Here is a 248-nt window from a genome sequence, read left to right on the forward strand (position 1 = left end):
GCCAACGGCGCGATCGACGCGCGCTTCGGGGTCGACGCCGAGAACTTCGGCTCGGGCTATACCAGCGTGGTGACGCTGGGGCCGGTGACGGCGACGACCGGCAACGGCATCTTCGCCAAGACGACGGGCGGCAACGTGACGGTGCTCGCCGGCGATGTGAGCGCGGTCAGCAACACCGGCATCATCGCACGCCAGACCAATGCGGCGGGTGCCGGCCCGATCTTCGTCGGCGCCGGCAATGTCTCGGG

Annotated in this window: 1 protein-coding gene; it reads left to right on the forward strand. The window is 70.2% G+C overall.

From position 1 onward, the window contains the following. Positions 1–248: hypothetical protein (locus ASE13_RS20085; RefSeq protein ID WP_200955800.1), on the forward strand; the 248-nt coding region annotated here is incomplete at both ends.

The sequence above is a fragment of the Sphingomonas sp. Root241 genome (assembly GCF_001428865.1).
Lineage (GTDB): Bacteria > Pseudomonadota > Alphaproteobacteria > Sphingomonadales > Sphingomonadaceae > Sphingomonas.